This is a genomic window from Streptomyces fulvoviolaceus (assembly GCF_000718165.1).
Lineage (GTDB): Bacteria > Actinomycetota > Actinomycetes > Streptomycetales > Streptomycetaceae > Streptomyces > Streptomyces fulvoviolaceus.
Window position 1 is genome coordinate 81324 of sequence record NZ_JOEY01000035.1, and the last position, 24019, is coordinate 105342.

The window sequence follows — 24019 nt, forward strand, 5'->3', positions numbered from 1 at the left end:
CGGCGACGGCCCGCCGTTCCTCATGGCCCTGCCGGCACTGCTGCTGTTCGCTCTGTTCGCCCTCGTGCCGATGGCGATCGTGGTCTACCTGAGCTTCACCAGATGGGACGGCCTGGGTGCCCCCTCCTGGACAGGCTTCGACAACTGGCGTACGGCCCTGACGAGCGACGTCACCCGGCACGCCCTGTGGCTCACCGTCAAGTTGATGGTGGTCTCCTGGGTGGTGCAGACCCCGCTCAGTCTGCTGCTGGGCGTGTTCGTCGCCGGAAAGCAGCGGTACAGGGCCTTGCTGGCGGTGTTCTACTTCGTCCCGCTGCTGATCTCCACGGCGGCGATCGCCGTCATCTTCAAGAACCTGCTCGACCCGAACTTCGGCCTCGGGGCGGTGCTCGACCTGCCGCTGCTGAACCAGAACTGGCTGGGCGATCCCGAACTCGCCTTCTACGCCGTGGTGTTCGTCATCTCCTGGCAGTTCCTGCCCTTCCACACCCTGCTCTACCAGGCCGGAGCCCGGCAGATCCCCGCCTCGCTGTACGAGGCCGCCGCGATCGACGGAGCGGGCCGGCTCAAGCAGTTCTGGCACATCACCCTGCCCCAGCTGCGCTACACGATCGTCACCTCCTCCACGCTGATGACCGTCGGCTCCCTCACCTACTTCGACCTGGTCTTCGTCCTCACCGGCGGCGGCCCCGGCTACGCGACCCGCATCCTGCCGCTCGACATGTACATCACCGGCTTCCAGAGCAACGAGATGGGCCTCGCCAGCGCCATCTCCGTGGTGCTCGTGCTGGCCGGACTGGTCCTCTCCCTCGCCCTCGTCCGGTTCTCCGGCTTCAGCCGGATGCGCAGCCAGCAGGCAGGTATGTGATGTCCGCGCTCTCCCACGCCCCGTCCACCGAGCCTCCCGGCGCACCATCGCGCCCGCTCTCACCCGCGCCACCATCAGGCCGCGCCCGCCTCAGGCGGCTGGGCCGCAGCAACCCCCTCGGTGCGCTGGGCGGCCTGGTCTGGCTCGTGATCGTGCTCGTTCCCGTGTACTGGGTCGTCGTCACCAGCCTGCGCACCCGCGAGGGCTACTTCGAGGCCAATCCCCTCTCCGTCCCGACCGACCCGACCCTGGAGAACTACCGCCAGGTCCTCGACAACGGCTTCACCCACTACCTGCTCAACAGCCTGGTGGTCACGACCGGCGCCACCCTGCTGACCCTCGCGGTGTCCTTCCTCGCCGCCTACGCCATCGTGCGCGGCACCAGCCGGGCACTGCGCTGGGCGTTCAGTGTGTTCCTGCTCGGGCTCGCCATCCCGCTGCAGGCCACGATCATCCCGGTGTACTACCTGATCGCCAAGGCGCAGATGTACGACACCCTGCTCGCGATCGTGCTGCCCTCGGCGGCGTTCGCCATCCCGCTCACCGTGATCATCCTGGTCAACTTCCTGCGGGACATCCCCGACGAGCTGTACGAGTCCATGCGCGCCGAGGGCGCCGGGCACTGGCGCATGCTGTGGAGCCTGGCACTCCCGCTGTCCCGCCCCGCGCTGATCACGGTCACGATCTACGACGCGCTCAACGTCTGGAACGGCTTCCTCTTCCCGCTGATCCTGACCCAGAGCCCGGACAAGCGGGTCCTGCCCCTGTTCGTGTGGAGTTTCCAGGGCGAGTTCACGATCAATGTCCCCGCGATCCTCGCCGCTGTCGTCCTCTCCACCCTCCCGATCGTCGCCCTCTACATCCTCGGGCGCCGACAGCTCGTCAGCGGACTCACCGCCGGCTTCGGCAAGTGAGCCACTGACAATCCACCGGACCGCGGCCTCCCGGTGACGGTTGGCCCGGACGCCGTCCGCGACCACATCGGCGTCCGCTGTCCCGCATTCCGCTGCCTCGTTGCCACAAGGAAGTGATGCAATGCCGCACGCACACAGACAAGGGAAAAAAGCAGGAGGAAGAATCCGTACCCTCGGCGGGCTCGCCCTCGCCTCCCTGCTCGTCGCACTGACCGGTGTCACCCCGGTCGGCGCCGCGGAGCGGGCCCCGGCCGGCCAACCATGGCGCGACCCGCACCAACCCGCCTCGACGCGCGCCGATGAACTGCTCGCGGTACTGACCCAGGACGAGAAGATCGCAGTGGCACTGGACGATCTCGCACCCCTGGCGCGATACGGGATCCCTCTCCTGAACTCGCACGACGGCCCCAGCGGGATCGGCCTGAGCGGGACCACCGCCTTCCCGTCCTCCCAGGCTCTCGCCGCCACCTTCAGTACCACCCATGCGAAGGCGGTCGGCACCTCCATCGCCGACGAACTACGGGGTAAGGGACGCAACGTCTGGCTCGGCCCGGCCGCCGATGTCACCCGCACCCCGCTGGCAGGACGGCAACCGGAGAACCTCGGCGAGGACCCCTACCTGACCGGAAAGCTGGCCTCGGCCGAGGCCGCCGCGGCGAAGGCACAGAACGTGCTGGTCACGGCCAAGCACTACACAGCGAACAGCCAGGAGTACAACCGCCTGGGCCTGACCGGATCAACCGCGTCGACCGGGGGAATCGACGTCAAGGTCTCCGAGCGGGCCCTGCGCGAGATCTACGGCGCGCCGTTCCACGAACTGGTCACCGCAGGCGGAGCGGACGCCGTGATGTGCTCGTACAACCGCGTCAACGGCACGCAGGCCTGCGAGAACAAGACGCTGCTCGACCCGCTGAAGTCCGCGTTCGACGGGGTCGTCACCCCCGACTACATGTTCGCCGTGCGCGACCAGGCCGCGGCAGCCAACGCGGGCGTCGACATTCCGCAGTACGACCAGGGCAGCGGCGGACGCACCGCGGACATCTTCACGTCTGGGGCTGTTCCCCAGGCACGGCTCGACGACATCGTGCGCCGCACGCTGTTCGCGATCTTCGACTCCGGTGTCTTCGACCACCCGGTGGGCACGGCCAGGGACGTCGTGAGCACAGCCGAGCACCGCCGACTGGCTGCCGCCGTGGCCGCGGACAGCATGGTCCTGCTGCGGAACAAGGGCAACACCCTCCCGTTGACCGGCCGGCAAGGCCGCTCGATCGCCGTCATCGGCCCGGCCGGTGAGGATGCCATCTACACGGGCGGTGGCTCCGCGGCGGTCCCGACGACCGTCGGCAGCAACGTGACCCCGCTGGAAGGGATTACCGCCCGCGCCGGTACGGGCGTCACGGTGACCGCGGCGCAGGGATCCGCGGGCGACACCGCGGCGAAGACCGCCGTACCGACCGAGGCCCTCACGACCAGGGACGGCACCACTCCAGGCCTGACCGCCACCTACTGGAACAACGCGGACTTCAGCGGCAGCCCGGCGCTGACCCGCACCGAGGCCGGCCCGGGCCTCACCACACCACCGACCGGCATGACGTCACCGTATTCGGTGCGCTGGAAGGGCACCCTCACCCCGCCCGAGACCGGCCTGTACCGGTTCACCATGCTCGGCCGGGGCGTCGCCTCCCTGTACATCGACGGCAAGCAGGTGAGCACGGGCTACCGGGAGGGAGCCAACTTCTACAGGGGGCTGGAGTACCCCATCCAGGGCAGCGTCCGGCTCACCGCAGGCCGCCCCGTCGACATCCGCGTCGACTACGCCGACACCCTCGGGTACGGCGGACTCCCCGGTGGCCTCACCGTCGGCTGGCAGACCCCCGCGCAGTCACAGATCCCCGCCGCCGTCACCGCCGCCCGCGCGGCCGACGTAGCCGTCGTGTTCGCCCAGGCTGCCTCCGGCGAGGGCATGGACCGCTCGAGCCTCGCACTGCCTGGCGACCAGAACCAGCTCATTGAAGCCGTCGCGAAGGCCAACCCCCGTACGGTCGTGGTGCTCAACACGGGCGGCCCCGTGCTGATGCCCTGGCTGAACGACGTCGACTCCGTCGTTCAGGCCTGGTACCCCGGACAGGAGTTCGGCACAGCCCTCGCACGGATCCTCTTCGGGGACACGAATCCCAGCGGCCGGCTCCCGGTCACCTTCCCCGCGTCGGACACCCAGGGGCCCGCTGCGGCGAACACACCACTGACCTATCCCGGGGTCGTCGAGGCAGGGAACGCGTCCCAGTCGTACAGCGAAGGCGTCTACGTCGGCTACCGCTGGTATCAGAAGACGGGCCAGAAACCGTTGTTCCCCTTCGGATTCGGCCTCTCCTACGGACACTTCACGACCCGTGCCAAGGTCGTCACGGGCGGGACGGGGGACACTGTCGGGAAGGTCCAGGTCGAGATCGGCAGCACAGGCCGGTACGCGGGCCGGGCCACTGTGCAGGCATACGTCGGCCACCTGCCCACTGACGTCGACACTCCTTCGCGTCAGTTGGCAGGCTTCGACGGCGTCCGGCTGAGTCCCGGCCGGAACGGGCACGTCACGCTCATGATCAAACGGCGGTCGGTGTCGTACTTCGACGAGGCGCGTGACACCTGGGTCACCCCGAAGGGGCGGGTTCCGGTGTACGTCGGAACATCCTCTGCCGACGCGCACTTCGCGGGCTGGGTGGACGTCCGGTAGCGGTGAGCGGTTGAGGGGCCGGGCGGGTCCGTCGCCGCCCGGCCCCTCAACCGGTGGGTGACGGGCGGTGTGCAGGGTCGGCGTGGCCCCCGCTGGGATCAAGCTCGTCTTCGACGAGACCAAGGGGCCGTCGGAAAGGGACCTGGCCACAGACACATCGCCGGCGGCCCACCCAACGCACGCACGGTGCGAAGCGGCGGGGACGGGAAACGGAGCGAGAGCCACCGCGTCGGTCACCGGCCCTCCTCGGATCCGATCGCTGTCAGCCAGCCAGTAATCACACCACGGCGGAGTCAGCCAGTGGCTCCGGTGAGCCTACGACTGGCCGTAGCGGCTGGCGGGGGTCGGGCTGTTGCCGTCCAGGAGCGCGGTTTCGGCGGCCAGAAGGGCATCGAGTGCGGCGTCCTGGTCCTCCAGACCGGGGATGCATATCGTCTCGCCCAACTGCAGACCGGCCAGGCTGGCCTGGGCCACGCCTTCCGCGGTCATGGCGTAGGGCAGGTCGCGCGCGTGGCCACCGTTGAACTCCGTTGCCACCACACCCGGGCAGACGACCTGGGTGCGGATGGCGGTGTCGACGAGTTCGAGGGCGAGGGTCCGCGTGAAGGCCACCGTGGAGGCCTTCGCGGCCGCGTACAGAGTGCGGGGCGGCATGTGCGGGTTGGCCAGTCCGGCACTGAAGGCGAGCAGCGAGGCGACGGTGATGATGGTGCCCTCGTCGGCGGCCAGCATGCCCGGAAGAGCGGCATGGACGAGCTGGATGGACGCGCCGGCGTTCAGGGTGATCAGCTTGCCGATCTCGTCCGCGTCGACGCGAGCCAGCGGGGCGTAGCCACCGGCTCCTGCATTGCTGATCAGCATTCGGACGTCGCCGGCAGCCAATCGTTTGGTCACCGCATCGAGGCCTTCGCGCGTCCCGAGGTCCGCGGGAAGCACCTCGACTGCGGCACCGGCCGCGCGGACCTCGTCCGCCAGCTCGGAGAGGCGATCGGCCCCCCGAGCGACCAGGACGAAGTCATGGTCAGTCGCGAGACGGCGGGTGTATGCGGCACCGATGCCGGACGAGGCACCGGTGATGAGAGCAAGTGTGCGAGACATGAGACCAGAGTCAATCAAACGCATGTTAACTGTCAAGCGCTTGATATGAATCCAGTGGCGTACTCTCGCGGCGTGAGACACGATGACGAGGAGCCGGTCGGAGCCGACGCACTGGACCGGGTGAGCTGGGCGCTGCGTCAGGCGGACTGGGCCGTGCAGGGCCTGAAGGAGCAGCGGCTGCGGTCGCTGGGCATGGCGGCGGCGCACTACGCCCTGCTGATCTGCATCCACTTTGATCCCGGCCTGACCGGCGCGGAGCTCGCCCGGCGCCTGAACGTCACCCCGCAAGCGGTGGCATCCCTGGTGGCCCGCCTGGAGGGCCGTGGCCAACTGGAACGCCGACCGCACCCGCGCCACCGTCACGTACAGGAGCTCCATCTCACCGATGCCGGGCGCGAGGCCCTGCGTGAGGCCGATGCCCTGGTGGTGGAAGTCGAACGACAGGCAACAGAAAAGCTGGGCCCGGAGGGCACCGCACTGCTGACGGCGCTGCTCCGCCAGGTGACCGAAGCGGCCCGGGAGGCCTGACCAGTGCGGCAGTACAGCACGTTCCGTTGCTGTCGCGACCGGTGCCCACCTTCGCGGAGACCTTGGCCAGAGAGCCCACAGCGAATGTGTCCTTGCGGTAGCTGGAGAGCTTGACCTCGATCGGATCTGAGAGGCCTTCGGCTTTCTGCGCAGAGGGCTTGATCTGTCGAAATAGGGTTCCTGTTCGTGTGATCCCGTGGTGGTCGGGGCTAAACGGGTGTTGGCGATCGCGGTCTCGTTGGCCGAGAACATCGCGGCGGCGCCAGCTCTGGAGTGGAAGCCGGTGCTCGCCGCGGGATGGCCTCCGGTCGCCTTGCTCCTGTCGGTCGAGCTGCTGGTGCACAGGCCGGCCGATGGGGCGGCTGATATGTCTGAGAGCAATGGTCTGGCGACGAGTGAGCGTCCATGGGGCGATCGCCCGCCGACCCTCGATGGTGATCAGCGACGGCTCGAGGCTGAGCGGACCGGCTCGTCAGTCGAAGCGGCGGAGGAGGTATTCGTGTCCCGCTCCGCGTTACACCGCATGGTGGACGAGAGCGAGGTAGCAGAAGCGGTCGTGGCCATGCTGCGCATGCCGGGCCTCTGCGCCGGCGGAGATCGACCTCTCCGCCGGCGTGGTCGGACGGTGACACATGAGTGTCATCGCTGGCCGTGCTCTTCAGCCGCTCTTCAGCCGATCCGGTTCTCCAGCCGCCCGATGCCATCGATCTCGGCGACGACAACGTCCCCCGGCTCCAGATAGAGGCCACCGTGGGCGCCCGCTGTGCCCGCCGGTGTGCCAGTGAGGACGAGATCGCCTGGCTGCAGCGGCGTGAGAGCGCTAAGCGCGGCGATCTGTTGCGCGACTGAGAAGATCATCTGGCCGGTCGTGCTGTCCTGACGCGTGGTTTCGTTCACACTCAGCCGCAAGCTGAGCGCCAAGGGGTCGGGAACGAATCGCGCTGGAACTATAGATGGGCCAACCGGGGTGAGCGCGCGGCGGCCCTTGTGCGCCATCCAATCGATTCCGAACATCGGCGACCGAAATCGCTCGTCGCGACACGACAGGTCGTTGGCTACGGTGTACCCGGCAACATAGTCGAGTGCCCGTTCGGCGTCGACGTCGTCGGCAGTGCGGCCGATGACGGCGACCAGCTCGGCCTCCCAGTCGAGCTTACGGACGTCAGGGGGCTTGGGGACCGTAGCGCCGTGCCCGCTGAGAGATGTGGGGGGGACCAGGAAATGGAACGGCCTGTCGGTCGCTGGGTCCGGCGGCGTCGCGCCCATCTCCTCGACGTGGTCACGGTAGTTGGCGCCCGCGCAGTAGACGGCGGATGGCGCGGGTAGCGGTGGCAGGAATACGGTCTCGGCCGCAGACCGTGACCGTGGCCTGATGCTGCTGGCGAGCACCTTTTCCACGGCATCGGTCCAACTGTCCCACTCGACGAGCAGTCCGTGCAGATCGTCGGGGACAGCGGCGGGACAGCTGTCGATGGGCACGAGGTCGGCCAGCGGCCAGACATCCTCGCCACAGGTGATGGCCGGGACGGAACGGCCAGCATGCTCGATCGTGGCAAAGCCGAAAAGCATTGGCCCTCCAGTGGGCGCGCAAGGTGTGGAATCGGTCAGGGCCATCCCGCGCCCGGTGCGGACGCGACAGTCACGTGGATTCTTCCGCTGCTGACGCCGCGGGCGAGCCGTTCCATGGTGGTGTCGGCCGAGCACAGAAACAGGTGTAAGCGGTTCTCCCCGCCCAGGACGCACGCCACCGCCAGGCGTCCTTCCGCATCAATCGCGTGCGTCTGCCGCGCGTCGGCGTCGAACCGGATGAACTCACTGCCTCGCAGCAGGGCGACCCAGACGCCATCGTCTCCGTCCAGGCACAGCCCGTCGGGTTCGGTATCGAGTTGGACGAAAAGCCGCCTGTCGGTAAGCGTCCCGTCCTGGGCGATGCCAAAGGTGCTGACCCGGTGAGCGGCGGTCTCGGCCAAGAACAGCCGATCGCCGGCAGCGCTGACCGCGATACCGTTGGGAAACATTACATCGTCCGCCACTACGACGGGTGGCTCTTTCATCTCGACCTTGATGACCTGTCCAGGCTTGGGTGATTCGCCGGCCATCAGGTTGAATCCGGTGGCACCGACGTAGGCGCGGCCATTGCCGTCCACCACCATGTCGTTGAGCAAGCCCGAAGACAGGGTTGACAAGTCCGCGAGCAGGTTCAGCCTTCCTGCCGTCACCGTCCATATGCAACGGTCGAAGGCCGTGGCCACGACCAGCTGACCATCAGGCATGAACCCGATTCCGGCCGGCCGGTTCGGCACGTCGGCAAGCACCGTGATGTTGCCGTCGAGGTCGACGCATTTGACCTTGTAGTCGTGGACGTCGGAAAAGAAGAGCCTCCCCTGTCGCCACCGTGGGGACTCCGCGTACAAGACCTGGTCGGTCACCAGCTTTTGATCACCCATGCCGGGCAAATCGTTGAACACGGCACCACTCCAAGCTAGCTCGACCGGCCGGGCCCTAACTGCGCCAGCAGCCACCGTCCTGAATCGCGTGCGCGCCCGAGGACATCGCCGATGTCGATCCGGACGAGCTTTCCGTTCTGTTTGAGAATTTACCGGCGATCAGGACTGTATCCACGTTGCCGGCATGGCCGGCGGCGACGAGTGACCCGGCAGGGTCGTTGAACGGCGCGAGATTAAGGTCGTTCCGACGGATCAGGACGATATCCGCCTGCTTACCGACGGTCAGCGCTTTGTCCTCGAGACCACAGGCGGCCGCCCCGCGGAGCGTCGCGAACTCCAACAGGTCGTGCGGGGTCAATGTCGTGCCTGGCAACACAGTGCCGAGCTTGTCCGGTAGGAGTTGCGACCGTACGCGGCGCGCGTCATCGGGAATATCGCTTCCCTCGGCCGGCATCCGCGGGAAACTCTTGCCGGAGGCGAATACCGCCCGTAGGCCGGAATCCTGCAGCGCCTGCAACCGCGGCTTCGCTGTGCTCGGGGGATGATTCCGCCGCTGATCAGCAGCTTTTTCTGCGCCGTCATGGTTCAGGATGCTCCTGTGCCGAAGTTGCCACGGAAGTACAAGAGCGGCGCGCCGGCATCTCGGACAGTCAGGCCCATGACTTCTCCGATGACGACGAGGTGGTCCCCGCCATCATGGATGGTGCTGATCCGGCAGTTGATCGTGGCCAGGGCGCCCTCGATGTGCACGGCTCCGTCAGCGGAAGCGTGCCAGTCAATAGAGCCGAACTTGTCCCCACCGCTTCGGCCGATTGCGGCGCATATCTCCTGCTGCTCCTCGGCGAGGATGCTGACACCGAACCGGCCGGTGGGCTCGATACGAGCCCAGCTCGACGATCTCCGCCCGATACAGACCAAGATCAATGGCGGTTCCAGCGACAGCGAGGAGAATGACTGACAGGTCAGGCCAGCCGGGTTACCCATCTCGTCCAGCGCTGCGACGACGGTCAGGCCTGAGGCGTAGCAGCCCACGGCGGCACGGAACTCGTGCTCTCGGATCGCGCGTCCGGAGTCGAGATCGGCAATACGGCTCATCAAGGTCTCTTCCCCTGCGGGTATCGAGACCGTTCCATTCCCTTGCGGTGTCATAACATCGGGTCCGCTGACGTCGAAATCGGGTCCGAAGACGTCGAAATCGGATCCGCTGACGTCGAAGCCGAATGCATCCCGGCCGAATAGCGTAAGTGCCTTCTCAGGGAGAAGCATAAGTGCCTTCTTAGGGTCGTTGGCCGTGTGGCCCCGACCAGTGTGGCGCGGGACAAGCACTGGCCGCCATCTCGCTTTCCAGGACGGTTGGGCATCCGGGGACCTGACCTGCATGGCGCGTCAAGTCAGCCAATGCATATGTACAGCGTGGGTATCGCTAATTGATTCCCGGCAGCGATTCGAGGAGGAACACCGGGCAACTGCCGACCCCGATTCTGACAGCGACATCGCAACTGTCGGCTCCGGGCTCCGCTTCAGCGAGTGGACGTAACCTCACACCGCGCGTTGAAATGTCGAGTCAGAGTGGGGACGGAGTCCACACACCCTTGTCGGGGTCGTTGTGCATGGCCGCAAGCATCGGTTCGAACGGTCCGGCAGTTCCCCATTGATCCTTTTGCTCAGGACCGGAGATAAAAGTGCGAGGCCGCCAGGCCGCATCGTCGTCGATGCGCTCGAGTTCGGTCGTGTACTCGACGACGTTGCCCACCGGGTCGGTGAAGTAGGAGAACGTGTTGTCGCCGGCGCTGTGCCGCCCCGGGCCCCAGATCAGGTTCTGGCCACCGCGAACCAGCCGCCCGGTTCCGCGCATGAACTCGTCGATCCCGCGCATCTCGAACGACACGTGATTCAGCGAGGTATGGGGCCCTTGGGCGATTGCCAGGATATGATGGTCCTGCCGGACCCGCATGAAACACATCTTGTCTTCGAGCCAGTCCGAGAGCCGGAATCCCAGGTGCTCTTCGTAGAACTTTTTGGTAGCGGCGACGTTCGTGGAATTGATCACTACGTGGCTGAGCTTCCGCGGGATCGACTCACGTTGTTCCAAGGGCCGCCACGGCCGCTCCTGGACATTGGAGGAAATCTCGATGAGGCGACCATCCGGATCGAAAAATCGGAAGCCGTAGCCTCCGCCCGGGGTGCCGAGTGTGTCTGGTTCTCGCACGAGCTGGACTCCAGCCGAGCCGAGGCGCTGCGCCAACTGGTCGACCTCGGCGGCGCTGTTCGCGGCGAACGCGATCAGGTCCAACCGCTTGTCGGCGTCCTTGCGAACCCGGAGCACGTAGTGCTCCGGGTCGGCCGGCGTGCCGAAGAACACGACGTCGGAGTCCTCGTCGACCACTTGCAGGCCCCACAGAGTGCGGTAGAACTCGATGGCTTCCTGGAAGTCGGGCACCGCGAAACCGACGTGCCGAAGATGGGTGAGCGGAGAGTTTCCAGGCTGTGTCATGTTTCTCCTCGCCTCGTCCAGCTTCCTATCGGGCGGATTGCCCGTTCAAGGTTGGAATCTTGCGATAGCAGCGACACTACGGGCCGCATCGCCAATGCTGTTAGCTACGGTTTTCGATGACAGTGATCGATGGTGTCAATGCTGCGTCCCCCGGTCCGCTCCTGCCGTCGTGTGGCGGAACGGAGCGCGATCGACGCTGCAACGCCGAAGGCCAGCGGGAGACCGACCGAACACGCCTATGACGATGCCGGCTTCAGTCGCGGTCAAGCCCTGCTGGCTGACCATCAGCGAGCAGCGTTAGAAGCCGTATCTCAACCGACCGTGGAACGTGTAGGTCGAACAGGGTTCCTGGTTGGGTGATCTTCCAGTTGTCCGTGCATGAAGGCAGACACCTTGGTAGGTCGGTGATGCAAATCAGTACGAGCAGTACCAGGAGGCCCTGTTGTCGTATGTGTACGTGGTGACACCTGTTGACTTCAACTCCTCGGCCGTGTCGTGCGATTGCCTCGCGCACGTGTACGGCGGCCAGGACGTGGGTGGAGTCGGTGCGCTGCGTGGTGCGTTCGCGCACCAGTCCGGCCTCCTTGAGACGGGCCAGCGCGAGGTCGAGGAGGCGGCCGGCGCGGTCGTCTTCGGCGAGACGGCTGCGGAGGTCGGCGAGCACGCTGTGGTGGAAGCCGGGGTCGTCCAGCTCCATGGCCATGGCGTATTTGAAGTCGATCCGGCAGCGGACCGCCTCGGCGGCCTGCCGGTCCGACAGGCCAGGAACTGCAGTACGCATACGGTGGCCAGCTGAGCAGGCGAAAGTCCCGGACGTCCGTCCCGCGGGTACCAGTCGGCGAAGTCCTTGTCGCACCACAGCCCGTCCAGCCGGTCACGCACCCATATCGCCGTCGTGCCACCCGGGTTGCTCGCCCACGCAATCTGCGCGGTCAGAGGCGGGACTTGCTCACCGGAACGGGGGCGAAGGGACACCAGGCACCTCGACAGCTTCGTCGGTCGGCGGAACTAACCGAGCATGCCCGTTGATCAAGCTATCGCACCGAGAAACTCCAAGATCCCCGACGGAATCAAGCTCAGGTGAAAGCTCCTCAACTGCGACCGCGCGTTGATCTCTTATCATTGAATCGTCGATGCTGCTATCGCTCCATCTTCGCGGCCGCGTGCTGGACCCGCTCGCGTAGCCAGCGGTGCGCCGGATCGGCGTCGGTGCGAGATGACCAGTACATCGCCTCCGTCAACGGCTCGAGCCGGTAGGGCGGTTCGAGCAGGCGGAGACCGAGGTGGGCGGCGAAGTGGTTCGCCAGCCGTTCGGGCAGCAGTGTGATGAAGCGGGTGCCGGGCAGCATCAGCGGCTGGATGACCCAGCTCTGGGTGTACACGTCCACCGGCCGCTGGATGCCTAACGCCCGGAACCGCAATTCGCTGATCGTCGGATCGCCACCGTTGTAGTAGGTCACGTACGGCAGCGTGCGGAACTGCTCCTCGGTGATCCGATCTCCGATGTCGGGATGGTTGCGGTCAACCACGCACATCAGTCGATCGCTGAACAGTCGCGTCGTTCGCGACTCGATCCCACCTGTGGCCCGCTCGGTCGGGCAGACAAGGAGATCCAGCTGTGACCGGTTGAGCCGGTCGGCGAAGTCCCCGGTGGTCGGTTGGACGTTCAGCTGCAGGTTCGGTGCCTCGTCCTCGAGTTCGGCCAACAGCGGACAGAGCAAGATCAGCAGCGCGTAGTCGCTGGCCATCACGGTGAACGTACGCTGGTCGGAGCGCGGGTTGAACTCTGACGTGGCGCGGACTGCCGACTCGATCGAGTCCAGCGCCGCGCGGATCGGTACGGCGAGTTCCAGCGCGGTGTGAGTCGGGCGCAGACCGCGCCCCTCGCGGACCAGGAGTGGATCCCCGAAGAACTTCCGCAGTCGCGCCAATGATGCGCTCATCGCCGGCTGCCCGACCGCCAATCGCGCGGCCGCCCGGGTCACGTTGCACTCTGTGATCAACGCATCGAACGCGAGGAGCAGGTTCAGATCGAGGCGCTGCAGCTGCCGGTCCGAATCCATTGGCTCACCGCCCCTTTGCAGCTCTGCGCTGACGGTACCCCACGCCGATGGCATCGCACGTGATCAGGATCGAGCGGGCCGCGGAAATGATGTCCGCGCTGCTGGGCGCCGAGGTGTCGACGGGCTACGTCTCGGCCTGTCTGATACACCGCGATACAGGGCGATTTCAAAGTCGGGGTGATCTCGTAGGTGTGCAGGCCACGAGGGTGTGACGATGTCCGGTGGGGCCGCGTCGCACGCAACGAGGCTCCGTTGTGCAGGTGACCTTCCCAAGTCGCCTTCGCCCAACGGAGCTTCGATGTGCCGCCAGTCTGCCACCGTCTGTCTGACCAAGTCGCCCCCGCGTCAGCATCGGTCCCTTCCCTCACTCGCCGAACGGCTCGGGACACTGCCCGACCCGCGAAAGCGGCGCGGAGTGCGTCACCCGTTCGTGGCGGTACTGCTGATCGCGGCGTGCGCGGTGACAGCCGGCGCCCGTTCCTGGACGGCAATTGGACAGTGGGCACGCTCGGCACCGCATACGCCCTGGCCCGTCTCGGCGCCCGCACCGTCGGTGCCCTCGCTGTCCGCACGGCTCCCTCACCGGCCACCATCCGGCGCGTGATCGGTGCCGTGTGTCCCGGCGGCCTGGCCGATCTGACCGGCGCCGATCCTGCCGGTGCGGCCAGTGTGGCGGTGGACGGCAAGACCGCCCGTGGCTCGCGCCACCGCGAGGTGCCGGCCGTGCACCTGCTGGCCGCGATGACCGGTGACGGCCGGACCGTCACGCAGCTCCCGGTCCCGGGCAAGACCAACGAGATCACCTGCTTCGCCGCCTTGCTTGCCCCCTTTGACCTGGCCGGTGTCACGGTCACGGCCGATGCCCTGCACACCCAGCAGGCGCACGTCCGTTTCCTCGTCGAGGACAAGAAGGCGCACTTCCTGCTGCTGGTCAAGGCCAACCAGCCCGAACTGTTCGCCGCCCTGCGCGCGTTGCCGTGGAAGGAGGTCACCGCCCGCCGCTACGACCGAGAGGCAGGTCACGGCCGCAGGGAGACCCGGGCCACCCGCGTGCTGACCGTCACCGGCCTGGGCCTGGACTTCCCCCATGTCGTCCAGGCCGCCCGTATCCTGCGCTACCGCGTCGATGTCACGAGCGGGAAGTGCACGCGTGAAACCGTCTACGCGATCACCGATCTCGCCTCGGCCGAGGCGTCCCCGCAGAAGATCGCCCGGCTGGCCCGCTCCATGGGGTCTCCCCTGCCCGAAGAGCTTGGGGAAGGACGATCGAGAACCGGCTCCACCACGTCCGGGACACCACCTTCGCCGAGGACGCTCGAAGATCCGTACCGGGCACGGGTCGGCCAACATGGCCACCCTCCGCAACCTCGCGATCAACGCCCTTCGCGCGGCGGGCCACCGCAACATCGCCGCCGGACTCCGCGAAGCCTCCTACGAACCCTTTACCCGCCCGTTCCTGGACATCAGCTGACCAGCACCACAGCAAGATCAGAACGACTTTGAATCAGCCCTGCACCGCGATAGCCATCGACCCGGTTGATGAGTGCTATCAAAAACAGGTGCTATCAGCATGGACGACACAGCATCTAGACAGCATCTAGTGTGAAGCGAACCACACGCGGCATAGCCGAATCGGACAGAGGCATGCGACGTAATCGTGACCAGATGTGGGAGGTCGGATTGAATGATAAAAAATCAACGCGTGGTCGCAGTTGAGGAGCATTTCACCACCGCCGCCTATCTCGAAGTGGCGCACGGTCTCTCGGTCTGGCCGGACGACAAGACAGAGATGACCTTTATGCGCGGCTTGGAGAACGATGCCGCGTTGCGTACGAAACTCGTCGACTTCGAGAAACGCCTGCAAGAAATGGATCTCAATGGCACAGACATGGCGGTGTTGAGCCTCAATCCACCCGGCGTTCAGCCATACGAGACGGAGTCGGCAGTGCCGCTGGCCCGCGACTTCAACGACCAGTTGGCCGAGGTCATCAAGCGATGGCCAACGCGCTTCGCCGGCCTCGGTACGGTCGCACCACAGGATCCGAAGCAAGCCGCATTGGAAATTGAACGAATCATGGGCCCGCTCGGCCTCGGCGGAGTAATGATATATTCCCATACGTTCGGGCGCTATCTGGACGAGCCCGATTTCGAGCTCTTGCTCGAGGCAGCAGAGTCACACAACGCGCCCATCTACCTGCATCCTCGTGCCCCGAGCCCGCAAATGCTCGCACCGTACCAGAAGTACGGCATGGTGGCCGCGCTTTGGGGATATCAGGCCGAAGCTGGAACGCATGCCATGCGGCTCATCCTCAGTGGCGCATTCGACCGCCATCCGAACTTGAAGGTGATCCTCGGGCATCTCGGCGAGGGCTTGCCGTTCTGGACGACGCGACTGGACAACAGGTATGCATTCACGTATCGCGCGGCCGGCCAGGCCTTGGGCATGGTCAAGCTTGAGCTGACGCCCAGCGAGTACCTGCGCCGCAACTTTGCTGTGACGACCAGCGGTATGCACGACCCGGAGGCGCTCGCCTTCTGCATCAATCGACTTGGCGAGGACAACGTCATGTTCGCCATCGACCATCCGTACGAGGACAGCACGGCCGCAACCGCATTTCTTCAGGATGCCGACCTGACCGAGACCCAGCGCGCCAAGATCAGCCACATCAATGCCGAGCGCCTGTTTCACATCTCTCGCTGATTGGACAGCGATCCGACCGCCCAGGATGGCGCCGCCCAAATCGTGTCCGTACCCACGGACGAGAAACGGATATAACCATGGACTCAACGTCGAGCCCGTCTGTCTCCGATCTTGTCATTCGCGCCCGTTCCTTTCGAAAAGAGCTACTGGAAGCCGGTGCGCGCACCGAAGCCGATCGCCGCGTTTCAGTGAACACCATGACCCGTCTGGCCGACGCTGGTCTCACGGACCTATCCCGTTCAGCTCTCTATGGCGGATTCAGCTATGGACCGAGTGTGCTTGTCCACATCGGCTATGAGTTGGGTCAAGGCTGTGGCAGCACCGCATGGTGTGCGATGCTGGCCAATTGCAACAGTTGGTTCGCCTCCTACTGGTCCAAGCAGGCGCAGGATGACGTCTGGCTGGAGGAACCAGGCAATCTGCTTGCAGTAGCTGTCGTGCCGACGGGCAGTTGCGAAGCGGTCCAGGGCGGTTTCAATGTCTGGGGCCGTTGGCCGTTTTCGAGCAATTGCGAAAATTCGCAATGGGCGGTCGTATCCGCAGTCCTGCCGGAAACAAATGGCCGGCCGACAAGCACGGTCTGGCTCCTGATGCCAATGAGTGAGCTGACTATAGACCAGAATAGCTGGTTCGTCAGTGGCATGCAGGGCACCGGCAGCAAGACGATGTACGTCGACAAGCCGGTGTTCGTGCCCGCGCATCGCCTCATATATTTCGACGACATAGGGCCGCGCAAGGTACCGGGGTGCGCGATACCGGGCAACCTTCCTGCCAACTTTTCATTCCTCTTTGGCGGCGCGGCGCTCGCAGCGCCGGTGCTCGGTATGGCGCAGGGCGCTCTCAACCTGTTCGTCGACGCGATGAAGGTCAAGCTACAGAAGGCGATGAAGCCGGGCATGAAGATGGGGGCTGAGCAAAATCCCTTCGTGCAGGAACGCATTGGTCGCGCTCAGGCGATGATCCATGCGGCCTTTGTCTCGCTGGTCGCAACTCTGGAACAGGTCGAGGAGACGATATTCGCTGGTGAAATGCCGAGCGTGGAAGACAGCATCACCGTTCGCAGCAGCATCGTAATGAGCGTGCGCCTGGCGACAGATGCCACGAACCAGGTAATGGAATTGGCGGGCGCTTCGTCCGCCGATAGCAATCTGCCGTTGCAACGCTTCTGGCGTGATATCAACGCGGCGTCGCGCCATCTCAACTTCGATGCGCCGCGCGTCTTTTCGGCGGCCGGACAGCATATGCTCGGTCTCGAGCCAGCGGGGCCTAAGTGATCCTCGCCATCATCGAGGGCTACGGGGCGCGTGGAGCACTGCACGGCAAAGTCGGCGCAGCCTTTACCGCCGTCGAGTCACGCAAACCGTCAAAACAGTTTCAATCGAACCAGTGGGGGCTAGAGACGTGAGAAGCGAATTTCCCGTAATTGTTGTTGGTGGCGGCCCCGTAGGATTGACGGCAGCGATAGAGCTACAGTGGCGTGGGATCGAGGTTCTCGTCATTGAACGGAACCCTTCAACCACGGGCCATCCTAAGATGGATATAACCAATGGCCGTAGCATGGAGCTATTCAGGCGCCTTGGCCTTTCTGAACGCATTCGGGATCATGCCGTTCCGCGAGAGAATTGCATGGATGTTTCATATGTGACCAGATTGTCCGAATGGGAACTGGCTCGGTTCAAATACCCTAACGTCCATGAGGTCCGCGAACGCATACGCCAGAATAATGACGGTTCGCAGCCGCTTGAACCGAACATGCGGCTGTCGCAAGTCGTTTTGGAACCCGTCTTCCGAGAGATACTCGACGCGTCACCTTTGGTTGACATTCGATTCGGCTGGGCTTTTGAGGGCTTTGCCGAAGATGACGAAGGGGTTACCGTCACTGCCCTGGAAGTCGAGACCGGCATACGTCATACACTTCGGTGCCAGTTGCTAGCCGGCTGTGATGGTGGAGGTAGTCTAGTACGCAAGGGATTGGGCCTTGAACTTGAAGGAGAGTTCGACTTCGCTCGCTTTTATATGGTTCACTTCCGATCCCAGGACAAGCAGTTCCTGCAAAAGTTTGGTCTGGCTTGGCACTACCATAGCCCAACGGGGGCAACACTGATCGCGCAAGATGATAAGGAAATGTGGACAGTTCAACATTTCCTCCGTCCGGGCACCGATGAGCAGTCAATTGACCCCAAGCAGCTTGTCTATAGAGGTCTTGGCCGAGAATTCGATATGGAGATCTTGCAGGCCAATCCCTGGTCGCCGCATGCCGTGGTCGCTACCGGCTGCGGACGCGGTCGAGTGTGGCTTGCAGGCGATTCGGTTCATCAGGTCATTCTCACAGGTGGATACGGCATGAACACAGGCATAGGTGACGCCGTAGATCTTGGATGGAAATTCGCTGCCGTGCTGCAAGGATGGGGTGGGCCCGGACTTCTGGAATCAATCGAAGCGGAGCGTCGCCCCATTGCCAAATTTGCTGCCGACTATTCGCGAAAGAACATGGAAGTTGGCCGACGCGTTAGCCAAAATTACGACCCGGCGATTCACGAAGACAGCGAGGCCGGGGCTGAGGCCCGGGCCAAGCTGTCGAAGCTCATTTACAGTGTTGGTAATGCAAAAAATGAAGCTCTCGGCGTGGAGCTGGGCGGTCGGTACCGTGAATCTCCCATAATTTTCCATGAACCAAACGAGCCGGATTGGGATCACGTTAGGTTCGTTCCAAGCACATGGCCAGGAGTTCGATCTCCTCACGTGTTTCTCGAAAATGGCGATGCAATATTCGATCTCTTGGGTTCAGGTTTTACATTGGTTCGGTTCACGGACGCCGATGTTGATGGATTTCTGAAAGCGGCGGAAGCGCGCGGTCTCCCGCTCAAGCTACTTGATGTCCGAGATTCAAACGCGCACAGGATTTACGAGCGCGATTTGGTCCTAATCAGGCCCGACCACTATGTCGCCTGGCGCGGGAACAGTATGCCGAGCGATCCTCTAGCTGTCATCGACCAAGTTCGCGGGGCCGGGCGTGGTGCCAGCATCGACACCGAGACAACGTGAAGGGCCACACCGACGGCCAGGGCGCGTGCGAATCCCGCAAGCACGCCCACAACTGCAGCGCCGGCCGCACACCGCCCCTCTACCTGCGTCCCGGCCAGACCCTGGTCAGCCAGGTCGAGGGCATCGGACAGCTCACCCAAACCTTCACCGAGAAGGGATGACCACCATGGCCGAACCGGCTGACCAACAGATCCACGACCTGCTCATCATCGGCACTGGCTCCGTCGGCCTGACGATGGCAGCCACTTGGGCGCGCCTGGGACGCTCGGCCGTCATCGCGGACAAGCAGGAAAAGTTGTACGGACTGCCTCGCGTCGGTCACATCGACCACGAGATCATGCGGGTCCTCCAGCGGCTCGAAGCAGAAGGCCCCACCCTCGAGGACGCCTTCCCGACCGAGCAATACACCTGGATCAACGCCGAGGGCGAGAAGCTCCTGGAGTTCCCCTGGGGCGAGGAGGGCATATCCGGCTGGCACTCGGCCTACTTGCTGAACTCCGCCATCCTCGAACGGAGCCTCCTCGAGTGCGTGGAGGCCAGCCCGATGATCACTCGCCTGCCCGGGTGGCAGGCCGTCGGGCTGACCCAGCATGCTGACCACGTCGAGGTGGTCTTCGAACGGACCCGGACCGCCGAGGGGTCATCCGTGCCGGAGCTGATCGGCGAACAACGTGTCCTGCGCGGACGCTACGTGGTCGCCGCCGACGGCGCGAACAGCCTGGTCCGGCGGTTGCTCGGCGTGGATCGCGAGGATCTGGGGTTCAACGAACGCTGGCTGGTCGTCGATGCACGGCTCAAGCGGCCGCTGCGGCTTGCCTTCGACTGCGGGCAGATCTGCGACCCCCGGCGCCCCACCACCGTCCTTCCGCTGGGCCTTTCGCACCGCCGCTGGGAGTGGCACCTGCGTCCCGAGGAGGATGCCGCCGATTTCACGCCCGAGGCCAAGGCGTGGGAACTGCTCGGCGCGTTGGGTGTGGCCTCTGAGGACGTCGAGCTGGTTCGCCAGCTGGTCTACACCTTCGAGGCACGGCTCGCGCACCAGTGGCGCGTCGGCAGGGTCTTCCTCGCCGGTGACGCCGCGCACACAATGCCGCCGTTCATGGGACAGGGCATGTGCTCGGGCATGCGCGATGCCCTGAACCTGGCATGGAAGCTCGACCTGGTGCTGGCGGGCACGGCCCCCGACAGCCTCTTGGACACCTATCAGCTCGAGCGCCACCCGCATGTGCGGGACTGGACCCTGATCTCGATCGAGAGTGGGAAGGTCCCCTGCATCATCGACCCCGAGGCGGCCCGCGAGCGCGATGAGATGTTCCGCGCCGGCTACCGCCCGCCGATGCCTGACTTCCCCCAGCTCGTGGAGGGCATCGTGCACCGGGTCAACGACACGCTCGCCGCACCCGCTGGAGAACTCGGACTGCAGGCCCGCGTCGCGGCCGCTGATGGTCGGGTCGACCTCCTCGACCGCTTTATGCCCGCCGACGGGTTCACCCTGCTGAGTCTCGCGGCGGATCCGGCCACAGTGCTCGACGACATCCAACTGCGGGACCTCCAGCGCCTCGGAACGACCTTCATCCAGTTGGCGCCCCAGGGGACCCCGCCCGCACCGGGCCGGCTCGTCGACGTCGAAGGCACCTACGCCCGCTACCTGAAGCAGTACACCGCCGATGCGGTCCTCGTGCGTCCCGACTTCTACGTCTTCGGCGCCAGCCAGCTGGCCGAACTCCCCATCCTCGTCGACGACCTGCTCAGGCAGGTCCTCATCGGCTCTCTCAACCCAGCCTGACGCGTCGAGATCCGCTACGACGTCCGTACCGGCTGAGGGACCTTCAGGACGGAGATCAGCGCCAAGGCCATCCACGAGCCGGCACCACGAAAACCATGCGTGCGGGGACAAGGACTCGGCCTTCCCAACGCGGATCCAGCCAACAGTGAACGTGTCTCTCTGAGGTTCCCCCGGTGTGTGGGAGGTGCTGATCAGCTGGCAAGGGCGGCTTGACGGGTGTTCAGGTTCGCTTGTTTGGCCGCTGCCCGGTTGGCGTAGTGCTTCTCCTCGAACTCGATGGGGCTGAGGAAGCCGAGCCGCTTCTGGATGCGCCGGCTGTTATAGAAGCCGTCGATGTACTCGAAGAGCGCCAGGTTCGCCTCGGCCCGCGTGGCGAAGACGCGGCCGCGGACGCACTCGGTCTTGATGATCATCCAGAGAATCTAGCGAAGGCATGTCCGACATAGTGCGCAGGGGCAACACCGAGCATGGGGCGCGGCAGGATGCGACTGGTCAGCTACCGAAAGCCCGACGATGGAGCGACGTCCTGCGGGGTCGTCACCGACGACGGTCGGAGCATCGTCGACGCCGCCGAGGCGCTCGGCACGCCGCTCGCGGGCCTGCGCGAGCTCCTGACCACCGGCCGGATCGCCGAGCTCGCCGGCGCGGTGACAGGGCAGGCACCGACTTGCGCCGTCGCGGACGTGCAGCTGCTCCCGCCGATCCCGGACCCGCGAAAGATCCTCTGCGTCGGGCTGAACTACCGCACGCACCTGGTCGAGACGGGGCGACCGGAGCCGCAGTACCCGACGCTGTTCTCCCGGTACGCCGACACGCAGATCGGGCATCGCGCCTGCGTCCGGATCCCGGCGGAGAGCACGTCGCTCGACTACGAGGGCGAGCTCGCGGTCGTGATCGGCGCGCCGGCCCACCGCGTGTCCGTGGCCGACGCGGCTGCGGTCGTGGCGGGCTACTCGGTCTACAACGACTTCAGCGTGCGCGACTGGCAGCGGCACACCAGCCAGTTCCTGCCCGGCAAAAACTTCCCCGCAACGGGCGCGTTCGGCCCGTGGCTCGTGACCGTCGACGACGCCGACCGCATCGGCGACTGGGTCCTGACCACCCGGGTGAACGGGGAGGTGCGGCAGACGGCCCCCATCGACGACCTGCTGTTCGACATCCCGCACCTCATCGCCTACATCTCCACGTTCACCGCGCTCGCGCCCGGCGACGTCATCGTGACCGGCACACCGGGCGGCGTCGGGCTCTTCCGTGATCCGCCCGAGTTCCTGCGGCCCGACGACGTCGTCGAGGTCGACATCACCGGGATCGGCACGCTCACCAACGTCGTCGCGGGCACCTGAACCCCGCCCTTCACCTCTCGGCACCTCTCGGAGCATCGGAGCTTCCATGGAACTCGATCCGCGCCGCACCACCGTCCTCGCCATCCACTGTCAGGGCGACATCGTCGGTCCCGACGGCGCCTACGCCTCCTTCTTCCGCGAGCAGATCGACGCCCACAACACCCTCGGCGTGATCGGCTCGGTGATCCGCGCGGCACGGGCTGCCGCGGTGCCGGTGATCTTCACGCGCGTTGCGTTCGCCGCCGACTACGCGAACCTGAACCCCTCCAACGCGCTGCTCGCCTCCGCCTCGGAGATGGGGTGCCTGCTCGACGGGTCACCGCAGGCCGAGATCGTCGAGGAGCTGGGCGTGGAGTCTGGCGACGAGATGCTCACCCACCAACGGGTCGGCGCCTTCGCCGGCACCGACCTGCACGAGCGACTGCAGGCCCGCGGGATCGACACCCTCGTCCTCACCGGAGTCGCGACCAACATGTCCGTCGAGACCACGGCGCGGTACGCGAGCGAGCTGGGCTACCGGACGATCCTGGTTGGCGACGCGATGACGGCGACCACTCAGGCCGCGCACGACGCGACCCTGGCATCGATGGCGATGCTCGCGGAGGTCGCCGCGTCCGACGACGTGATCACCGCGCTCCGGTCGGTCACCGCCGAGCCGGTGTAGACCGTCACGGACTTCGGCATCGGCCTGCTGGGCTGGAGGTGCTGGTCTGGGTTTTGGTAGCGACGGTGGCGTTCCGGTCGCCGGTGCGCCCGGGCTGACCCATTGCTGGCACGGGCCCTGGCGCTTGACGCCTGGCACCGGGATGTGCGCCAGCGGCCCATTTCTGCTGAGACCTTGCGGAAGGAGCTGCGCGTCGGCGCACGGCGATCACGACAGCTGACTGCTCTTGTCCGGAAGAACCGTAGCGGTGCCATAGGCCTTGGCGACTCTCGTGATCGGGTGGATGGAGCAGACTGACGGCATCACGGCGTCCCACTCGTGTACAGCTGATCGGCCATCCTTCTGGCCGCTGTGGGTACCGCCGAAGTGGGTCGTTGGCAACGAGGTCGTCCGCGCAGGCCAGCACGGTCCGGGCCCGTTGGGCTGTCTCGTCCTTGTGAGGCGGAGGGCGCCGTGACGGCCGTAGAAGCTACTTCACCGGCTCCGGGGCGTTCTCTGTCTCCGTCTCGCCCGCCGGGGGCTCGTCCGCCGCCGGGGTCTTCACGGACTCCAGGAGCAGCTGGGCGACGTCGACGACCGTGATGGACTCCTTGGCCTTGCCGTCGTTCTTCTTGCCGTTCATCGAGTCCGTGAGCATGACCAGGCAGAACGGGCAGGCCGTCGACACGATGTCGGGGTTCAGCGACAGTGCCTCGTCGACGCGTTCGTTGTTGATGCGTTTGCCGATGCGCTCTTCCATCCACATCCGTGCGCCGCCGGCGCCGCAGCAGAAGCCGCGTTCCTTGTGGCGGTGCATCTCCTGCTGGCGCAGGCCCGGGACGGCCGACATGATCTCGCGCGGGGGCGTGTAGATCTTGTTGTGGCGGCCCAGGTAGCAGGGGTCGTGGTACGTGATGATGCCGTCGACCGGGGTGACCGGGAGCAGCTTGCCGTCGTCCACCAGGTGCTGGAGCAGCTGGGTGTGGTGGATGGTCTCGTAGTTGCCGCCGAGCTGCGGGTACTCGTTGCCGATGGTGTTGAGGCAGTGCGGGCAGGTGGCGACGATCTTCTTCGCCGACTTGGGCTTCTTGGTCGACTCGTCTTTGTCGTCCTCGCCGAACGCCATGTTCAGCGCCGCCACGTTCTCCATGCCGAGCTCCTGGAACAACGGCTCGTTGCCCAGTCGACGCGCCGAGTCACCAGTGCACTTCTCGTCGCCGCCCATGATCGCGAACTTGACGCCCGCGATGTGGAGCAGCTCCGCGAAGGCCTTCGTGGTCTTCTTCGCGCGGTCTTCGAGGGCACCCGCGCAGCCGACCCAGTACAGGTACTCGACCTCGGACAGGTCCTCGATGTCCTTG

Annotated in this window: 23 protein-coding genes; 13 read left to right on the top strand and 10 right to left on the bottom strand. The window is 65.4% G+C overall.

Annotated elements, in window-relative coordinates; translation table 11 throughout:
• The first annotated feature begins 22 nt into the window (after positions 1-22).
• The 3 genes from IG08_RS0133805 (at position 23) to IG08_RS54670 (ending at position 4510) form a co-directional block, all read left to right on the top strand.
• Positions 23-868, top strand: a complete 846-nt coding sequence (locus IG08_RS0133805) for a carbohydrate ABC transporter permease (protein WP_106981076.1) — start codon at positions 23-25, stop codon at positions 866-868.
• Positions 868-1782: a carbohydrate ABC transporter permease gene (locus tag IG08_RS0133810; RefSeq protein WP_030611470.1), complete on the top strand. Its 915-nt coding sequence runs from the start codon at positions 868-870 to the stop codon at positions 1780-1782. Before IG08_RS0133805 ends, IG08_RS0133810 begins: the two co-directional genes overlap by 1 nt.
• 121 nt (positions 1783-1903) lie before the next feature.
• On the top strand, positions 1904-4510 hold the full coding sequence (locus IG08_RS54670) for a beta-glucosidase (RefSeq protein WP_052424972.1): 2607 nt from the start codon (positions 1904-1906) through the stop codon (positions 4508-4510).
• A 315-nt stretch (positions 4511-4825) separates the two neighbouring features.
• On the opposite strand, the gene IG08_RS0133820 is transcribed toward IG08_RS54670, so the two are convergent.
• A complete protein-coding gene (locus IG08_RS0133820) occupies positions 4826-5608 on the bottom strand; it encodes an SDR family NAD(P)-dependent oxidoreductase (protein WP_030611475.1) in 783 nt (260 codons plus the stop codon).
• A gap of 72 nt (positions 5609-5680) precedes the next feature.
• On the opposite strand from IG08_RS0133820, the gene IG08_RS0133825 reads away from it, so the two are divergent.
• Positions 5681-6136 carry a MarR family winged helix-turn-helix transcriptional regulator gene (locus IG08_RS0133825; protein WP_030611477.1) on the top strand — a complete coding sequence of 152 codons (456 nt, stop codon included), beginning with the start codon at positions 5681-5683 and terminating at the stop codon, positions 6134-6136.
• Positions 6137-6805: 669 nt separating this feature from the next.
• Here the strand turns inward: IG08_RS0133825 and IG08_RS0133835 are convergent.
• From IG08_RS0133835 to IG08_RS0133865, 7 genes are all read right to left on the bottom strand, one after another.
• Complete coding sequence (locus IG08_RS0133835) at positions 6806-7705, bottom strand: fumarylacetoacetate hydrolase family protein (protein WP_052424974.1); 900 nt, start codon at positions 7703-7705, stop codon at positions 6806-6808.
• 35 nt (positions 7706-7740) lie between these two features.
• Positions 7741-8604, bottom strand: coding sequence for an SMP-30/gluconolactonase/LRE family protein (locus tag IG08_RS0133840; protein WP_030611483.1), 864 nt, complete (start codon positions 8602-8604; stop codon positions 7741-7743).
• 34 nt (positions 8605-8638) lie between these two features.
• Positions 8639-9100 carry an amidohydrolase family protein gene (locus IG08_RS0133845; protein WP_030611487.1) on the bottom strand — a complete coding sequence of 154 codons (462 nt, stop codon included), beginning with the start codon at positions 9098-9100 and terminating at the stop codon, positions 8639-8641.
• Positions 9101-9168: 68 nt separating this feature from the next.
• Positions 9169-9849, bottom strand: a complete 681-nt coding sequence (locus IG08_RS0133850; RefSeq protein WP_234343032.1) for a flavin reductase family protein — start codon at positions 9847-9849, stop codon at positions 9169-9171.
• Between the two features lie 298 nt (positions 9850-10147).
• Positions 10148-11077 carry a VOC family protein gene (locus tag IG08_RS0133855; protein ID WP_030611493.1) on the bottom strand — a complete coding sequence of 310 codons (930 nt, stop codon included), beginning with the start codon at positions 11075-11077 and terminating at the stop codon, positions 10148-10150.
• Positions 11078-11330: 253 nt separating this feature from the next.
• Positions 11331-11858 (bottom strand): transposase, encoded by a 528-nt coding sequence (locus IG08_RS61690; RefSeq protein ID WP_338060173.1) that lies wholly within the window; start codon positions 11856-11858, stop codon positions 11331-11333.
• A gap of 358 nt (positions 11859-12216) precedes the next feature.
• Positions 12217-13140 (bottom strand): LysR family transcriptional regulator, encoded by a 924-nt coding sequence (locus tag IG08_RS0133865; RefSeq protein WP_030611495.1) that lies wholly within the window; start codon positions 13138-13140, stop codon positions 12217-12219.
• Between the two features lie 298 nt (positions 13141-13438).
• Between IG08_RS0133865 and IG08_RS63125 the strand changes: the two genes are divergently transcribed.
• From IG08_RS63125 to mhpA, 7 genes are all read left to right on the top strand, one after another.
• Positions 13439-13744 (top strand): transposase family protein, encoded by a 306-nt coding sequence (locus IG08_RS63125; protein WP_420823302.1) that lies wholly within the window; start codon positions 13439-13441, stop codon positions 13742-13744.
• Between the two features lie 110 nt (positions 13745-13854).
• Positions 13855-14643 carry an ISAs1 family transposase gene (locus tag IG08_RS54680; RefSeq protein ID WP_420823304.1) on the top strand — a complete coding sequence of 263 codons (789 nt, stop codon included), beginning with the start codon at positions 13855-13857 and terminating at the stop codon, positions 14641-14643.
• A gap of 199 nt (positions 14644-14842) precedes the next feature.
• Positions 14843-15841, top strand: a complete 999-nt coding sequence (locus IG08_RS0133875) for an amidohydrolase family protein (protein ID WP_234343034.1) — start codon at positions 14843-14845, stop codon at positions 15839-15841.
• 77 nt (positions 15842-15918) lie between these two features.
• Positions 15919-17115: an acyl-CoA dehydrogenase family protein gene (locus tag IG08_RS57640; protein WP_078655850.1), complete on the top strand. Its 1197-nt coding sequence runs from the start codon at positions 15919-15921 to the stop codon at positions 17113-17115.
• A complete protein-coding gene (locus IG08_RS57645) occupies positions 17048-18886 on the top strand; it encodes an FAD-dependent monooxygenase (RefSeq protein ID WP_078655851.1) in 1839 nt (612 codons plus the stop codon). Before IG08_RS57640 ends, IG08_RS57645 begins: the two co-directional genes overlap by 68 nt.
• On the top strand, positions 18883-19047 hold the full coding sequence (locus IG08_RS60800) for a hypothetical protein (RefSeq protein WP_199820948.1): 165 nt from the start codon (positions 18883-18885) through the stop codon (positions 19045-19047). Before IG08_RS57645 ends, IG08_RS60800 begins: the two co-directional genes overlap by 4 nt.
• A 5-nt stretch (positions 19048-19052) precedes the next feature.
• Positions 19053-20672, top strand: coding sequence for a bifunctional 3-(3-hydroxy-phenyl)propionate/3-hydroxycinnamic acid hydroxylase MhpA (gene mhpA / locus IG08_RS0133890; protein WP_030611501.1), 1620 nt, complete (start codon positions 19053-19055; stop codon positions 20670-20672).
• A gap of 191 nt (positions 20673-20863) precedes the next feature.
• Here mhpA and IG08_RS63130 read toward each other — a convergent pair whose 3' ends face one another.
• Positions 20864-21085, bottom strand: coding sequence for an IS3 family transposase (locus tag IG08_RS63130; RefSeq protein WP_043455902.1), 222 nt, complete (start codon positions 21083-21085; stop codon positions 20864-20866).
• A gap of 69 nt (positions 21086-21154) precedes the next feature.
• Here IG08_RS63130 and IG08_RS0133900 point away from each other — a divergent pair, with 69 nt between their 5' ends.
• Positions 21155-22015 (top strand): fumarylacetoacetate hydrolase family protein, encoded by an 861-nt coding sequence (locus IG08_RS0133900; protein WP_030611502.1) that lies wholly within the window; start codon positions 21155-21157, stop codon positions 22013-22015.
• Positions 22016-22061: 46 nt separating this feature from the next.
• Positions 22062-22679, top strand: coding sequence for a cysteine hydrolase family protein (locus IG08_RS0133905; protein ID WP_030611505.1), 618 nt, complete (start codon positions 22062-22064; stop codon positions 22677-22679).
• 469 nt (positions 22680-23148) lie between these two features.
• Here IG08_RS0133905 and IG08_RS0133910 read toward each other — a convergent pair.
• Positions 23149-24019: (Fe-S)-binding protein (locus IG08_RS0133910; RefSeq protein WP_030611508.1), on the bottom strand; the 871-nt coding region annotated here is incomplete at its 5' end.

Coding starts and splice junctions, on each gene's coding strand:
- IG08_RS0133900 (WP_030611502.1), top strand. CDS start 21,155: ATGCGACTGGTCAGCTACCGAAAGCCCGACGATGGAGCGACGTCCTGC.
- IG08_RS54670 (WP_052424972.1), top strand. CDS start 1,904: ATGCCGCACGCACACAGACAAGGGAAAAAAGCAGGAGGAAGAATCCGT.
- IG08_RS0133805 (WP_106981076.1), top strand. CDS start 23: ATGGCCCTGCCGGCACTGCTGCTGTTCGCTCTGTTCGCCCTCGTGCCG.
- IG08_RS57640 (WP_078655850.1), top strand. CDS start 15,919: ATGGACTCAACGTCGAGCCCGTCTGTCTCCGATCTTGTCATTCGCGCC.
- IG08_RS0133810 (WP_030611470.1), top strand. CDS start 868: ATGTCCGCGCTCTCCCACGCCCCGTCCACCGAGCCTCCCGGCGCACCA.
- IG08_RS0133835 (WP_052424974.1), bottom strand. CDS start 7,705: ATGCTTTTCGGCTTTGCCACGATCGAGCATGCTGGCCGTTCCGTCCCG.
- IG08_RS63130 (WP_043455902.1), bottom strand. CDS start 21,085: ATGATCATCAAGACCGAGTGCGTCCGCGGCCGCGTCTTCGCCACGCGG.
- IG08_RS0133905 (WP_030611505.1), top strand. CDS start 22,062: ATGGAACTCGATCCGCGCCGCACCACCGTCCTCGCCATCCACTGTCAG.
- IG08_RS63125 (WP_420823302.1), top strand. CDS start 13,439: ATGTGCCGCCAGTCTGCCACCGTCTGTCTGACCAAGTCGCCCCCGCGT.
- IG08_RS57645 (WP_078655851.1), top strand. CDS start 17,048: ATGCGCCGCGCGTCTTTTCGGCGGCCGGACAGCATATGCTCGGTCTCG.
- IG08_RS0133820 (WP_030611475.1), bottom strand. CDS start 5,608: ATGTCTCGCACACTTGCTCTCATCACCGGTGCCTCGTCCGGCATCGGT.
- IG08_RS0133855 (WP_030611493.1), bottom strand. CDS start 11,077: ATGACACAGCCTGGAAACTCTCCGCTCACCCATCTTCGGCACGTCGGT.
- IG08_RS0133865 (WP_030611495.1), bottom strand. CDS start 13,140: ATGGATTCGGACCGGCAGCTGCAGCGCCTCGATCTGAACCTGCTCCTC.
- mhpA (WP_030611501.1), top strand. CDS start 19,053: ATGGCCGAACCGGCTGACCAACAGATCCACGACCTGCTCATCATCGGC.
- IG08_RS61690 (WP_338060173.1), bottom strand. CDS start 11,858: ATGCGTACTGCAGTTCCTGGCCTGTCGGACCGGCAGGCCGCCGAGGCG.
- IG08_RS0133850 (WP_234343032.1), bottom strand. CDS start 9,849: ATGCTTCTCCCTGAGAAGGCACTTACGCTATTCGGCCGGGATGCATTC.